12 protein-coding genes and 1 other RNA gene are annotated in these 13,272 nt (G+C 38.9%); 5 read left to right on the top strand and 8 right to left on the bottom strand.

The annotated features are described in order from the left end of the window. Window positions 1–5: 5 nt before the first annotated feature. Window positions 6–377, bottom strand: a complete 372-nt coding sequence (locus tag I6F50_RS04500; RefSeq protein WP_166419364.1) for a YraN family protein — start codon at window positions 375–377, stop codon at window positions 6–8. A 24-nt stretch (window positions 378–401) separates the two neighbouring features. Then, complete coding sequence (locus I6F50_RS04505; RefSeq protein ID WP_197175383.1) at window positions 402–2,279, bottom strand: penicillin-binding protein activator; 1,878 nt, start codon at window positions 2,277–2,279, stop codon at window positions 402–404. 62 nt (window positions 2,280–2,341) lie between these two features. Between I6F50_RS04505 and rsmI the strand changes: the two genes are divergently transcribed. Together rsmI and rnpB are read left to right on the top strand one after the other, a co-directional pair. Then, on the top strand, window positions 2,342–3,199 hold the full coding sequence (gene rsmI / locus I6F50_RS04510) for a 16S rRNA (cytidine(1402)-2'-O)-methyltransferase (RefSeq protein ID WP_166419362.1): 858 nt from the start codon (window positions 2,342–2,344) through the stop codon (window positions 3,197–3,199). A gap of 42 nt (window positions 3,200–3,241) precedes the next feature. Next, window positions 3,242–3,606: RNase P RNA component class A (gene rnpB / locus I6F50_RS04515), an RNA gene on the top strand. 75 nt (window positions 3,607–3,681) lie between these two features. On the opposite strand, the gene I6F50_RS04520 is transcribed toward rnpB, so the two are convergent. Further along, window positions 3,682–4,761, bottom strand: a complete 1,080-nt coding sequence (locus tag I6F50_RS04520; RefSeq protein WP_165740978.1) for a mechanosensitive ion channel family protein — start codon at window positions 4,759–4,761, stop codon at window positions 3,682–3,684. A 117-nt stretch (window positions 4,762–4,878) separates the two neighbouring features. Here I6F50_RS04520 and I6F50_RS04525 point away from each other — a divergent pair, with 117 nt between their 5' ends. Then, window positions 4,879–5,832, top strand: coding sequence for a YihY/virulence factor BrkB family protein (locus tag I6F50_RS04525; protein WP_007582878.1), 954 nt, complete (start codon window positions 4,879–4,881; stop codon window positions 5,830–5,832). 3 nt (window positions 5,833–5,835) lie between these two features. On the opposite strand, the gene I6F50_RS04530 is transcribed toward I6F50_RS04525, so the two are convergent. Together I6F50_RS04530 and I6F50_RS04535 are read right to left on the bottom strand one after the other, a co-directional pair. Beyond that, entirely contained in the window at window positions 5,836–6,723 is an 888-nt protein-coding gene (locus I6F50_RS04530; protein ID WP_165740979.1) for a LysR family transcriptional regulator, read from the bottom strand. 89 nt (window positions 6,724–6,812) lie between these two features. Beyond that, window positions 6,813–9,917, bottom strand: a complete 3,105-nt coding sequence (locus tag I6F50_RS04535) for an EAL domain-containing protein (RefSeq protein WP_165740980.1) — start codon at window positions 9,915–9,917, stop codon at window positions 6,813–6,815. Between the two features lie 201 nt (window positions 9,918–10,118). On the opposite strand from I6F50_RS04535, the gene I6F50_RS04540 reads away from it, so the two are divergent. Both I6F50_RS04540 and I6F50_RS04545 read left to right on the top strand, forming a co-directional pair. Beyond that, complete coding sequence (locus tag I6F50_RS04540) at window positions 10,119–10,961, top strand: pirin family protein (RefSeq protein WP_165727684.1); 843 nt, start codon at window positions 10,119–10,121, stop codon at window positions 10,959–10,961. 21 nt (window positions 10,962–10,982) lie between these two features. Beyond that, on the top strand, window positions 10,983–11,957 hold the full coding sequence (locus I6F50_RS04545) for a glutathione S-transferase family protein (RefSeq protein ID WP_165740981.1): 975 nt from the start codon (window positions 10,983–10,985) through the stop codon (window positions 11,955–11,957). 3 nt (window positions 11,958–11,960) lie between these two features. On the opposite strand, the gene I6F50_RS04550 is transcribed toward I6F50_RS04545, so the two are convergent. The 3 genes from I6F50_RS04550 to I6F50_RS04560 are packed head-to-tail and all read right to left on the bottom strand — an operon-like array spanning window position 11,961 to window position 13,005. Beyond that, window positions 11,961–12,203 (bottom strand): hypothetical protein, encoded by a 243-nt coding sequence (locus I6F50_RS04550; protein ID WP_007582895.1) that lies wholly within the window; start codon window positions 12,201–12,203, stop codon window positions 11,961–11,963. Window positions 12,204–12,213: 10 nt separating this feature from the next. Next, a complete protein-coding gene (locus tag I6F50_RS04555) occupies window positions 12,214–12,660 on the bottom strand; it encodes a hypothetical protein (RefSeq protein ID WP_024590208.1) in 447 nt (148 codons plus the stop codon). A 6-nt stretch (window positions 12,661–12,666) separates the two neighbouring features. Continuing rightward, window positions 12,667–13,005 (bottom strand): hypothetical protein, encoded by a 339-nt coding sequence (locus I6F50_RS04560; protein WP_007582901.1) that lies wholly within the window; start codon window positions 13,003–13,005, stop codon window positions 12,667–12,669. Window positions 13,006–13,272: the final 267 nt, after the last annotated feature.

A 13,272-nucleotide genomic window follows, 5' to 3' on the forward strand; every position in this document is an offset into this window, starting at 1 on the left:
TGTGTTTAAAATACATTTTTCAGCCAATTAATATTAGGAGATGCTTCTCCTGTAATGGCTACATAATCAATTCTTAGAGCTTGGTTAGTCAAATTTTTAGCTGCTAAGTAATGATAAATACTACGTTTTAATCGAGCTTGTTTTTGTGGACTAAGCGCATAGTTGGCGCCGCCCCTTGCATTATTTTTGCGAAACTTAACCTCAATAAATACAAGGGTGTTGCCTTCTTTCATAATGACATCAAGCTCACCAAAGGGGCAGTAATAATTACGTTCAATAGGCGTTAACCCTTGAGTAACTAAGTATTTTTGCGCTTCAAGCTCATAATACTGGCCTTTTTCGCGACTATTGTGCCATAGCTCTTTAAACCACGACATGCCGCCCCCTCAACTTAATTAAGTTTAATTTATAGTTTGCATCTCACTTGCTGATTGCATAAACAATGGCACAGGACGCTGTGTTTTTAATTGCACGGGTTCAATACGGCGATTTGTGTATTGAGCCCAGTCAAGCATACGCTCTATATGACCGCTTGTATTAACTGATAATTTTCCGCTTAAACCACTGTATTGATTACCTGGCATTACGCTTAACTGCCTAATATCAAGTAATATAGAGACTGCATCGTATGCCATAGCAAATAAGCGTTGGCTAATATCTACTTGTTCTGGCCATAACGAATCATATTGCTGGCGTAAATTATGCTGTTTAATTTGCGAATCGAGCATCCACGGCAATTCAGTGAAGTATAGGCCGTCTAAGTCGCCTTTGTCAGTACTGTCAATTTGTTTACTGTGGCTTTTAGAGCTGGCGTAAAGTGGAATGCGATCTGCAAATGTACTTACGTTTACATCAAGATAAGGTTTAATTAAGCGTGTTTCTATTGCATCACCTAAAATATAAATAACATCAATATCACTGCGTGAGCGCGTTTCATTTTCTACTTCTTGTCTAAATAATGCCTTAACCGTTTTTATGCGATCTTTTGATTTATCTACTTCCAGCAAGCTTGTAATCGTGTTTGGCATATCTTTTTTATCGTTATAAAAACCTATTTGCGGCTTAGTTTCGCTATAGCGTTGCCACTGCAAGTTAAAGTAATCAACAAGACGTTGCCCGTTAGCGTTATTAGGTGCAAGTAGCATCGGCTTTTGGTAACCCATTGCTAAAAAGTGCTCTAGGGCTTGTTCTACTTCGTGTTCAGGATTTAGTGCAAAGTAATAATGCTGAAGCGAAATGCGTTCACCATCAAAGGTGTTTAAATGTAGTACTGGCGTATCGATAAACGTTTGCGCATTAGCTAGTTTATCTATATTTGCTTTAAGTAGAGGGCCAATTACAAAATCAGGCTTTATTTCTTCAAGTTGTGCTGCAATTTCTTCTGTACTTAAGTTTTCATCAATAAAAATAGTGTCGTTGATATTTTGCGTATCAAGCGCAGCCAATACACCGGCTTTAAGCGCATCACCTAAACGTTCGTTAGGTCCTGACTGCGGGAACAATACAACTAAGCGCTCTATATTCAGAGGCGCAAATTCAGTAAGCATTTCATCTTGTTTAGGTAAAACACTAAAAGCGGGGTGCCCAATATAGCGTCTTCGCCAATTATTGATTGCTTGATCTAACTCTACACCGCTACCTGCATATACTTGATGGTATAACGCTAGGTTAGTCCAGCCTTGCTGAATAACCGAGCCACGGTTAAAGCGCTCAAGCGCATAAGAAGAGAGCTGTTTTAAGTTATCCCATAAACTTTGATTAAGCTGAGGGATTTCTATGTTGTTTTTTGCTGCTGTTTCAGAGGCTCTAAAAAAGTAGGGTGCTGCTTTTTTAGGAAAATTTTGTGATGCGTAAATAGTGGCAGTTAAAAACTGGTGCCATGCAAAATGCTCAGGTTGAGTAAGTTGTCCGTCTAGCGATTGTAAAATCACTAAGGCTTGGTCATTTTTATTTTGTTGTTTTTGTGCAAATGCAATATAAAGACGGTTTTGAATTTGATCAACACTTGCGGTTAATTCAAGCTCATTTCCAATTGTCTCTAATAAAGGCCAGTTTTGCTCACTAATTGCAGCATCACGTGCGCTATACAGTAATTGTATTTTATCGGCACCTTGGCGGTTTTGCGCCAATTGATAGATAGATTGCGCACTGGTTGCCTGATTTTGCAGTGCATTAGTGCGGTTACTTACGTTATCGCTGTTTTTAGTTGGTTTTTCGGTTGTGCTACACGCCGATAACCCTGACAATATAATTAATAGACTAACTAGTTTAAGTCGCACAAATGATTTCCCAATACGTTAACGCGATTTGCTTATATTACTGACTGACGCAGGAGACCTCAATGTTAAATGAGGAGAATTCACAGAAAATTGGCACTCTTTACATTGTTGCCACCCCAATTGGCAATTATGACGACTTAAGTCACCGTGCCATCGCGACATTATCGCAGGTTGACTTAATAGCTGCTGAAGACACTCGCCATACTGGCAAGCTACTTAGCCACTTTGGTATTAAGGCAAAAACGTTTGCATTACATGACCACAACGAAAAGCAAAAAGCACAGCAAATTATCGATCAACTAAATCAAGGTTTAAATATTGCTTTAGTATCCGACGCTGGTACACCGCTTATTAGTGACCCAGGTTATGCCGTTGTAAACTTATGCCGCGAACAAGGCGCTAATGTTACACCCGTACCCGGTGCATGTGCTGCAATTACAGCCGTATGTTGTTCAGGCTTGCCAACCGACCGCTTTCAGTTTATTGGTTTTACGCCCGCTAAAAGTAAAGCTCGCCAAGACTTTTTTACCGAAGCAGTTAACTCGGGCATTACTAGTATAATGTACGAAAGTACGCACCGTATTATGGCAAGCCTTGATGATTTAGCGCTAGCCCTTGGCGATGAGCAACAAGTTGTATTTGCTAAAGAGCTAACTAAAACGTTTGAAACATTTTTTAACGGTAGCGTAAGCGAGCTTAAACAGTTTTTAACTGATGATCCTACCAAGCAGCGCGGCGAAATAGTGCTTATGCTTCCGGGCAAACCAAAGCAAATAGATGATGTTCCGCCTGAAGCGCGCAAAATGCTGGCACTTCTTGAAAGCGAAATGCCAATGAAAAAAGCCTGTGGCGTTGTTGCTGAATACTTTGGAATGAAGAAAAACGCTTTATACAAAACAATTATTGAAGAAAAAGAGTAAATTTTACTGCGCTTGGTATTAGCCTCATGTATACTGCGCGCCGAGTCAGCCAAGATGATCGCTGCCTGTGACGAAAATGATCAGGGGGAGGAAAGTCCGGGCTCCATAGGGCAGAGTGCCAGCTAACGGCTGGGGGGCGTGAGCCCACGACAAGTGCAGCAGAGAGGAGACCGCCAATCTTCGGATTGGTAAGGGTGAAAGGGTGCGGTAAGAGCGCACCGGGCCGCTAGTAATAGTCGGTTGCAAGGTAAACTCCACTCGGAGCAAGACCAAATAGGGTTCCTTATGGCGTGGCCCACGTTGGAACCGGGTAGGTTGCTTGAGCCATAGAGCGATTTATGGCCTAGACGAATGATTATCACTTTCTTCGGAAAGGACAAAACCCGGCTTATACGGCTGACTCACTCATTCAATAAAAAGCCCGCAGTTAACGCTGCGGGCTTTTTTGCGTTTAAATTTTAGTTAATACAATTTAAGCGTTATTAAATAATATTTTTCCCTTGTTCTGGATCGCGAGATTGCTCTGCTTGTTCACGTATTTCGTCGGTATCACTACTTACATCATCAAGCGTTTTAGTTTGCTCAACAGTTTCACTTTTTTCGCTTTGTATTTGCGATGGTTGTTTTTCCTCTAAGCTAGAAGCATTTTCATTAGTGTCGGTGAGTATAATTCTCTCTCGTGCGTCATCAGGCATGCTGATTTTTTGTTTAGTGAACTCATTTACTAATTCGCGCATAAGTTGTGAGCCTACTTTTAATGGGCTGTGCTGCTCGCTATTAACCCAAAAATACAAAACGAAGTTAATAGTAGATGAGCCTAAGTTTTTTATTAAAACCTGCGCGGGTGGGTCGCTAAGTACTGCATTTTGTTGATTGGCAATATCTAGGGCGAGGGTTTGTGCGCTGCGTATATCGTTATCGTAGCCAATACCAATTTCTACTTTGCCGCGCATTTTTGGATTGGCAGTCAGGTTTTTAATGGTATTTTTATATACAGTCGCATTAGGTATTTGAATATGATTGCCATCGTAATCAACAAGTGTGGTTGCTCTTGCTGTTACTTTTTTAACAATACCTAATCGGCCATCCACTTCAATTACATCGTCAATTTTAAAAGGTCTTTGTACGCTCAGTAATAAACTGGCAATAAAGTTCTCTGCTATGTCTCTAAAAGCAAAGCCGAGTATTAAACCTATCAACCCAGTCCCACTCATAATAGCAACGGCAAACTGAGTAAGCCCTGCTAAACGTAAAAATAAATATACCCCAAATAAAATTATTAGGGTGCTTATGCTGCGCCTTATAACTAGGTGAACAAGCTTGCTGTCAGTCATATAGTCAATGGGTTTGATTAGTAATCTAGAAAGTGGTCCTGAAATTAAGTAACTGAGTACTAAAAGCATTATGCCGAGTAAAATAGTGGGTAATATTTGCGCTGTTACGTGAAGTAATTGCACGCCTTGCTCATAAAAGAAATTCCACGAAAGTGTATCAACTTTGATCACGTCAGTTATTGGTGTTGTATTATTTAGCGCTACACTGCTTTTTAGGGTACCGAGCATGGCTTATCTTCCGTGTTAGAGTCACTTATAGATAAATATTAGCAAGTTTGGTACCAAACGCTTATAACTTGGCAAATATTTTGCTGTAGTAACGTAATACAAATATTGAGGTTTAGAATGAAAGAAGCTAAACGAGGACAGCAAGCAGAGCAGCCTGCACATATCCCTTTTATAGGTTGGTGGGATATTGTTAAACGTATTTTTAAGCAAATGAGTGAAGATAACTTATCTATAGTGGCAGCCGGTGTGGCATTTTATGCGTTACTTGCTATTTTTCCAGCCATTGCGGCGATGGTATCAGTGTATGCGTACTTTTCATCCCCAACAGATATAAGTGAGCACTTAAGTAAAATAGTTACTTTGCTTCCACCAAGCACCAGTGAACTGATTTTATCTCAGGTTTCTAGCCTTGCTAAAACATCAAGTGCAAGCTTGAGCTTAAGTGCAATTGGTACGCTCATACTTACTATTTGGAGTAGTTCAAAGGGCAGCCAAGCACTTATTACTGCATGTAATATTAGTTATCGTGAATATGAAAAACGCTCATTTTTTCAGGCTCAACTAGTGCGCTTTTTATTTTCGGTAGGAGCGATTGTAGTCGCAATTTTTGCGCTATTAATTATTGGTATTTTACCTATTGTACTTAATTTAGTGGGACTAAAAGAAAGTATAGATTTATTAATTAAACTCATTTCTTGGCCATTATTGGCTTTTACCTTTAATTTTGCATTGGTACTTTTATATCGTTATGCCCCACATCGTAAACCTGCTAAATGGCGTTGGATCACAATGGGGTCGTCTATTGCTACCGTGCTGTGGATTTTAGCATCTATAGGTTTTTCATTTTATGTGTCGCGTTTTTCTAGTTACAACGAAACGTATGGCTCACTAGGTGGTGTAGTGATTATGCTGATGTGGTTGTATATCAGCGCTTATATAATCACATTAGGTGCTGTTATTAATGCAGCTACTGAGCAGCAAACAGGTAAAGATAGCACTGTAGGGCCGGCTAAAGAGCGTGGGCAGCGAGGCGCCTATGTAGCAGATCACCTCGATGTAAAAAATGAATAGCTATTAATTAGCTAAATTAGTAAGTGCAGTAATTTGCTCTTTAAACTCTTGTGCTGCAGGACCAAGCCTGTCGTTGTCGTTGCACATTAAATATAAATTAAGAGTGCGGGTTGTACCTTGGTCTAAATTAAGTGCAATGAGGGTTTTATCTTCAATTAAATGTGCAATTTGTGTTTTTGGCAGCCAAGCGTAACCTAAATTTTGGCTAACCATATCAATAGAGTTACGTAAGTGGCTTACTGTCCAGCGCATATCTGCACCTAACCAGCCTTCATTGTGACTGGTGTGGGTTGCTGAATCGCGAACTACTATTTGTCTATGTAGCTTTAAATCACGAAAGTTGAGTTGTTCAGTATGTTGTTGTAATACATGGTCTTTATGCGCAACCGCTATAAACTCTATATCGCATAACGTACTGCAACTAATTCCATAGATAGGAATTGATGAAATAGCTAAATCAACCACTGAGTTATGTAGTAATTCGTTTGCACCTGTTAGCACGCTTTCTACTAAATCAATTTTTAAAAGAGGGTAAAGCTCACTCGTTTTAGCAAGTGCTTGATATAAAATAGCGTGTGGAAAAACCTCATCAACAGCTATTTTTAATGTGCTTTCCACGCCTTCGCTTAGTGTACTTGCTACCGATTCTATTTTAGTCGCTTCCTCAATTAAAAACTCGGCTCTGCGTAAAATCAGCTTACCGCTATCGGTTAAAAATGCTTTACGGCCTTTTACTTCAAGCAACTTAATTTGCAAGGCGGCTTCAAGTTTTTGCACAGCATGGTGTACGGTTGACTGACTTTTATGTACAGCTGCGCTTGCGCCTGCAAACCCGCCATGATCCACTACCGCTTTAAACATTCGCCATTGCTCTAATGTTGCTTTTGCCATTTTTAAATCCTGTTACTACTTTATATCTGATTGCTTAACTTGACCGCGCAGACGCATTATTTATTGCGTAACAGTGATTTTTTGTCTATTTATTTTAATAAAGCTACTTTTTTATCAGCTAGAAGTGCCATAAAACTGCTTTTATTTAAAGGTCTTGAAAATAAATAACCTTGACCGTAATCGCATCCTGCTTCAAGTAGTAGCTGCATTTGTAATTTAGTTTCAATTCCTTCGGCGATTACTTTTAAGCCCAACTGATGCGCCATAACAATGATGGCTTCACACAATGCAAGTTCTTGGCTGCCTACTTGAATATTATCAACAAAACGTTTATCTATTTTTAAATAGTCGGTGTCCATTTCTTGTAAGTAAGCGAGCGACGAATACCCGGTACCAAAATCATCAAGAGCAAGCTGCATACCTGATTTTACTATTTCTTTTAGGCGTCTTTGCGTAAGTGCTTCAGGGTTAACCATTAAGCCTTCAGTTATTTCTGCGACAATTGACGAAGCAGGCAGCTTTGCTGCTTTTAGCATATCGTACCATTCATCTATGCCACTCTCTGGCGTGGATAATTGCACTGGCGATACGTTTACACTTATTTGAAAAGTATCATCGGTTAGTGTTTTTATATCGTTAAGTGTTTGCAAAGCTTGGGCAAATACAAATTGACCAATTGCATTTATTTGCCTGGTTTCTTCAGCAAGTGGGATAAATGCGATAGGGCTAATTAGGCCTTTTTCGGGATGTTGCCAACGAATAAGCGCTTCAGCTTTATGAATATGTAAATCATTTAAAGCAACTATGGGCTGATAAAATAACTCAAACTGTTCAAGTTCTATGGCACTTCGTAAGTCTTTTAATAGCACCATGCGCGCGTGTGCATATTCGCGCATGTCAGCAGAGAAAAACTCAAAACAGTTACGACCATTACTTTTTGCTTTATACATAGCCTGATCGGCTGCCTTTAAAAGCTGTTCAGTATTTTCACCATCATTAGGAGCGCAAGCAATGCCTATGCTTGCACTAATAAATAACTCTTCGTTTTCAAGATGCAAAGCTGACGATAGACTAAGTAAAATATTACTCGCAATTTGATTAATATGGCGCGTACTTTTAATGTGACTAAATACAATAACAAACTCATCTCCCCCAATTCGTGCCACAAACTCAGCATTTTTTGCCGACTGGACTATACGCTGAGATACGAGTTTTAATAAGTTATCGCCATAGTGATGGCCTAATGTGTCATTAATATCTTTAAAGTGATCAATATCTAAAAGCATGACAACCAATTGATTATCTGGAGTAACAACATTTGAAAATCGTTGATTTAATCGCTCCTTTAATTCTAAACGATTTGGTAAGTCAGTTAGGTGATCAAAATGAGCTTGTCGCCAAATGGTTTCATCAGCTTGTTTTTTTTCTGTGAGGTCTGTGAATATCGCGATACGACGAATAGGTGCGTTGTTTGTATCATAAATAGTATCGATTGTGAGCCACTCAGAATAAAGCTGCCCGTTTTTTTTACGGTTAATAACCTCGCCTTGCCAGCGGCCTGTTTGCTGTAATTCAGACCACATTTTATTGTAAAAATTCTTATCATGTTTTCCTGATGAAAGAATTGAAGAGGACCGGCCAATTACTTCTTCTTTACTATATAAAGTCGTTTTGCAAAATGCAGGATTTACATCAAATATGATACCCGTTGGATCGGTGATTGCCATGCCTTCACTACTGTTGTTATACACTAGTGAGGCAAGGTGGAGTGCTTCTTCATTTACTTTTCGTTGTGTTATATCTCGTAGTACAACAACGTATTCATTTTTACTTTGCATTGCGCTAATACGTGCTTCAAAGCTGCGTTTAGGATCTGATTTTTCGAGTGTGAATTCTAAATTACTCGAAACATCAAGTTTAGATAACTGCGATAACAAAAGCTGAACATTGCTGTGTGAAAGTATTGATGATAAATGAGGTACTACAGTGCTGTTAGGATTTACTTGAGGCTTAAACTGTCCTGTTATGTTGAGAATATCGCCATGGATGTTAATTCTAACGTAACTATCGGGCAGAGTATTAAGCAAGCTAGTAAGCTCATCATGCTTGTTTTTTAAATTAGCTTCAGCTGTTAACCGAGTTTGCGCCATTGATTTAAAACGCTGATAGAGAGTATTTAGCTCTGGATTATTGGGTTGTATTTTTTGTGAGGGCATCTCGCCCTTAGCCAATACGTTTGTTGCATTTGTTAGATTATTAATTGGGTCAATAATGCTGGTTTTAAGTAGTTTACGTGCAATTAAACACAGTATCAGCAGCGATAAAATAAACACACCAATCGCTATAAAAAAATTATTATTTATTTGCTTTAAAGCATGCGTAACAGGAAGTGCGATATGTATATTTAAGCTGTTATTACTCGGATCGCTGTAAATAACAGAGTGGTGAAGCATTCGGGCTTCACCTTCAATAGATTTTATTTTTGTTGATGCCTCATTATTAATCGAAGAATCAGTTGCTAATAAAGTCTGTGCAATATTATCGCCAAGCGTGGCCGCTGTAGGTGGATAACGCGCTAAAATTTTTCCGTTAGAATCAGCAATTGCAGCAATAGAGCCTGGCGGAAGTTCAATGTCATTAAAAGCATTGTTCCACCAGTCAAGCGCAACAACGATAACTACAACGCCCTGAATTACATTTTTTTTATTAATAATAGGTAACGCAAAATTAAGGGTGTTTTTTTGCAGACTTCGGTCGTGCTGAAAATAACCTACCGACAATTGGTTACTTTTTAAGGCGTTTTGGAAATACGCCCGATCGGCAATATTAATTGTTTTGGCTAACCCGCTTGTTGTACATATAACAATGCCATTTGGATCTATAATCCCGATATTGGCAACATGTGCGTAAATAGATCTAAATTGATTAAAATAATTAGGGCAGGTCGTTGCTAAATTTTCTTTCTTACTTTCCTCTTTAGCCAAATAACGCGCTAAACGGTCAATATCATCGACTAAGTACTTTTGCTGTAAAATTAATTGCTTAGCAATATTTTCTACTTTTTTTTCACTTTGCTCAATAGAGTGATCGCGTTCAAGCAGCAGTGTAAAAATAATTACAGCGGTGCCCGGAATACTTAGCAATATAAGTAAACGATAAAGCTGATGTTTGAGAGAATAAGTAAAAATAACCATTCCTTAGTTTTGTATTTTGCAATAACAATTGTAGCCAAATTCACTCCAAATAACCATAGTAATTATAAGGTTGAAAATGTAACCAATGAATCATTATAGTTCTATTTTTTGGAATGTTAAGGTCGATTTAAAGACATAGTTGTTTTGTTTAATGGATGATTTAATAACCCCATAAACTTATTCTTTAGAGTGAATTAATAAATGAAAATATCAAAAATACTTACAGCTTATGCAACTCAAGATGGCGATGGTGTGAGTATTAGCCGTATACCTGGGTTTGATGGTAAATATTTAGATCCCTTTTTAATGATTGATGAACTTAAGTCAGACGACAAAAAAGATTATATGGGAGGCTTTCCTGAGCATCCGCACCGAGGTATTGAAACGTTTACTTATATTCTAAAAGGTGGCTTTGAACATCGTGACCAAATGGGTAACAGAGAAGCAATTAAAGCAGGTGATGTGCAATGGATGAGTACAGGGCGCGGCGTCATGCACAGTGAAATGCCACTCGCTGATGCTGTTGACGGTTTGCATGGCTTTCAAATTTGGATAAACATGCCAAGTGCAGAAAAAATGCGTGATTCACGTTATCAAGATACTACAAAGAATCCAGCTCCGAGTTTTACTAACACACAAGGTGTGACGTTAAAAGCACTGGCGGGATCGTGGCAGTTTGAAAGTGAAACGCTTACAAGCGCTCTGCAGAGTTTAGCTGCCAATGCGGCGCTTGCTGATATTACATTACCTGCTGGTAAAAGCATGAATTTAGAACCTATTAGCCAACAAAAAGTAATGCTTTATATTCATAGCGGCTCACTAATAATGAGCGACAATCAAACAATACCAGCGGGTAAGTTACTTATTTTGGAACCAGGGAGTGACATTAATATTAGCTCTGAGCACGGCGCTGGTGTTTTGGTTTTAGCTGGCGATCCACTTAATCAGCCGATTGCTCATATGGGGCCGTTTGTAATGACGACTCAAGCTGAAGTACAGCAAGCAGTGCGTGATTATCAAAACGGCGAGTTTGGCAAAATTTAACGGTATTTTTAGGAGAGTTTTATGGGATTATTAGTTAACGGTCAATGGCAAGATAAATGGTACGACACTGATTCAAGTAATGGTAAGTTTGAGCGCGAGGCGGCGCAGTTACGTCACTGGATAACTGTTGATGGTAGCGCTGGAATAACGGGCGAGGCCGGTTTTAAAGCTCAAGCGAACAGGTATCATTTATATGTGTCACTTGCGTGTCCTTGGGCGCATCGAACGCTTATATTTAGAGCATTAAAAGGGTTACAAGATTTAATTACGGTGTCGGTTGTTAGTCCTGATATGCTTAATAGTGGTTGGGCTTTTGATACGCAAAACCACAGTACTGGTGATGCTTTATTTAATAGTAACTACTTACATCAAGTTTATACAAAAAATAATCCAAAGTACTCCGGGCGAGTAACCGTTCCCGTATTGTGGGATAAAAAGCTCAATAAAATTGTCAGTAATGAGTCTGCCGATATTATACGTATGTTCAATAGTGCGTTTAATGAGTTAACAGGTAATAACGATGACTACTACCCTGAGGCGCTGCAACCAAAAATTGATGAATTAAACGCGTTGATTTATCCAAGTATAAATAATGGTGTTTATCGTACAGGGTTCGCAACAACTCAGGATGCGTATGAAGAGGCATTTAATGATGTATTTAAAGCACTCGATACAGTAGAGGGGATACTGAGAAAGCAGCGTTATTTAGCCACAAATGAACTCACAGAGGCAGATTGGCGATTATTCACCACTCTCATTCGGTTTGATAGTGTGTACGTTGGTCACTTTAAATGTAATTTACGCACAATTGAAAGCTATCCTGCACTGAGCGGATACCTCAGAGAGCTATATCAGGTTAAGGGAGTAGCAGAGACAGTTGATTTTTACCACATTAAACGTCATTACTATTTTAGCCATACAATGATCAATCCAACACAAGTTGTGCCAAATGGCCCAAGTGTTGATTACTTATCTGATCACGGTAGAAATGTTTAGCGTTTAAGCAAACAGCCTAACAAGCCAGCCGTATTTTCTTACCAAGCTGGTTTCGCCTTTCCCTGCTTGTACAGCTGCGCCGGCTAAAAAGGCACTTGTTAGTCCCACTTTAGTTGCGGCAAAACGCTTTAGTCTATATTGAAACGCTGCATGATGTTGGCGTTTTAACTCACTGCGCGTATCCATTTGCTTACTCAGAGCATCAACGTTTTCATTAGGTGCTTTAATTAAGTAGTTAACCAACATATTAATTTCCTTATAAGTTAAACAGTTGTTTTAAGCTTTTAAGTGTTTTACTAAAGCCAATTTTATTGCTTAGGTAAACCGTATTTTTCCAAAGCCATGCTAAACAAGCAACTTGCAGCAAAGTAGCTGTTGCAATACTTAGCCATACTGACCCAAAAAGATCGTATACACCGTATCCAACAGCACCTAGAAATCCTGCCCACAACAAAACCAAACCACTGGCAAAACAGCCTAAAAATATAGTGATCAATGCAAGCGATCTAAGCGATAACCGCCATTCAGCTTTAGCAAGCTGATGGGTGATCTTTCCTTGAGTTTGGTAATCATCCTTGAGCTGCTTAGAGTACTCTAAAAGCTTTGCAATATGATCTTGCCAATCGTCCTTTTGGCTCTGCTGCTCAGTTGTTTGGTTTTGCGCTTCACCATCCTTGGCTGCGCTTGTTTGTGGGTTATTCATCACTGATTACTTACGACGAAATAGTGATGTAATCAGCATACCCGCAGCAAAAGCAATACCCGCGGTTGCTAATGGATTTTCAGAAGCAAATGCACGGGTTTTAGCTGTACATTCACTTAACTTTTCGCGTGCAATAAGTTGTTTTTCGCTTAATGCATCTGCTGAACTCGAAGCGCCTTTACGAACACTGCTTTCAGCTGTTGCTGCTTTGCTAGAAAGTGCATCTACCGCATCGTGCGCTGCTGATGTTGCTTTCTCTGTAAGAGGTGATTCAGTATTTGTTAGTTTAACGTCAGGCTTAACATCTGAAGTTGTGTTTGGTTTCGTATTTGTTGCAGTAGCCATAATCAATCCTTAATAAGTTAAAAATTTAAATAGTGATTTAGATGATGCAATGATTAAACCAAAACTGTTATTTATTTTAAGTTGTTGAGTTTATTGGTTTTTATTGTTTGCATGTAACTTTTCATATTTGGTAATTTAAAGTAAACAGTAACTATTACTACACGGTTAGGTAAATTTTACAAAGGGAGTAAAAATGCTTAAAAAGTTGTAAATATTCATTGGTTATTCAGTAAGCAAAGCGTGTAAACAGAAAGTTATAAAAAACAG

Source organism: Pseudoalteromonas sp. NZS127_1, assembly GCF_015864295.1.
Taxonomy (GTDB): Bacteria; Pseudomonadota; Gammaproteobacteria; order Enterobacterales; family Alteromonadaceae; genus Pseudoalteromonas; species Pseudoalteromonas arctica.